The 1,245-nt window shown below is 53.9% G+C and carries 2 protein-coding genes and 1 pseudogene; all 3 read left to right on the forward strand.

Features of this window, described 5'->3' with window-relative positions; translation table 11 throughout:
- Nucleotides 1-25 precede the first annotated feature (25 nt).
- Nucleotides 26-368 (forward strand): annotated as a pseudogene (locus HMPREF2690_RS12515) (transposase).
- Nucleotides 365-754, forward strand: a complete 390-nt coding sequence (locus HMPREF2690_RS12520; protein ID WP_101741295.1) for an IS3 family transposase — start codon at nt 365-367, stop codon at nt 752-754. Before HMPREF2690_RS12515 ends, HMPREF2690_RS12520 begins: the two are co-directional and overlap by 4 nt.
- On the forward strand, nt 738-1,245 hold a 508-nt coding region (locus HMPREF2690_RS12525), incomplete at its 3' end, for an IS3 family transposase (protein ID WP_141761156.1). The genes HMPREF2690_RS12520 and HMPREF2690_RS12525, both read left to right, overlap by 17 nt.

Below are 1,245 nucleotides of genomic sequence, written 5' to 3' on the forward strand. Positions count from 1 at the left end.
TGAAGTGTCCCAGGTTTTGTTCCGTTTGAGTAGATGGGAAAATCTGGAATATGCCAAGAAAATTTGACCAGGATGCCAAGGACCGCGTGGTCCGTCTCGTGGAAGATCGCATCTTGGCGGAAAATATGTCGATGCAAGCCGCATGCCAGGCAGTAGCCCCAAAGCTGGGGGTTTCATGGCACACGGCTCGCCAATGGACCCAGCAGGCCCGCCGTGCGGGAAACATTCCAGAACCTGTGCCTGAAGACTTGGCCGCCGAAAACGCGAGGCTACGCCGTGAAAACCAAGAGCTACGCGACACTAACGAGCTGCTGAAGGCTGCCTCGGCTTTTTTCGCGTCGGAACTCGACCCAAAACGTCGGAAATGATCCGGTTCATCGATAAATACCGGAATCGTTTCTCTGTCGAGTTCATTTGTAAGACGTTGAAGAATAACCGGGCTGGTGGGTTTATCACCTCGCGTGGTTATCGCCAGTCCAAGGCCCGTGGATTAAGTGCTCGTCGCCTTCGCGATGCTGTGCTGATCGACCGCATTAGAACTGTTCATCGGGATAATTACGGCGTCTATGGTGTGCGGAAAATGTGGCATGCTCTTCGCCGCGACGGAATTGATATCGGGCGTGAACAAACCGCCCGGCTGATGCGCTTGGCCGGTGTTTCTGGCAAAGGCAAAGGCGGATCACCTATCACAACCCGAAAAGCTAACGTGCCTGATCTGCGCCCGGACTTAGTCGAGCGTGAATTCAAAGCTTAAGGGCCCGAATAAACTGTGGGTGGCCGACATTACGTATGTGCGCACGAAGAAAGGCTTTGTGTACGCCGCGTTTGTCACCGACGTTTACTCTCGACGGATCGTTGGGTGGGCGTTATCAGATTCCATGCGCACCGAAGCACTGCCGTTGCAAGCTCTTAACCAGGCGATCGTGTGTGCTGAGGAAACAACAGGTCTCATTCACCATTCGGATCACGGATCGCAGTACGTCAGCGTGGTCTACAACGAGCGACTTACCCAACACGGCATTACAGCTTCCACCGGAACTGTCGGTGACTCCTACGACAATGCTCTTGCTGAAAACGTCAACGGATCCTACAAGAACGAGCTGATCCATACCCGCAGGTGGAATGACGTTGTCGAGGTAGAAATCGCGACGTTCGAGTGGGTGTCATGGTGGAACGAGACAAGGCTTCACCAAAGCTTGGGATACCGAACCCCGGTCGAGGTGGAAACCGAATTTTGGAAGCAGA

The organism is Corynebacterium sp. HMSC034E11, from assembly GCF_001835905.1.
Taxonomy (GTDB): Bacteria; Actinomycetota; Actinomycetes; order Mycobacteriales; family Mycobacteriaceae; genus Corynebacterium; species Corynebacterium coyleae.

Excerpts from the sequence above, each read along its gene's own strand:
- HMPREF2690_RS12520 (WP_101741295.1), top strand. The coding sequence starts at position 365 with ATGATCCGGTTCATCGATAAATACCGGAATCGTTTCTCTGTCGAGTTC.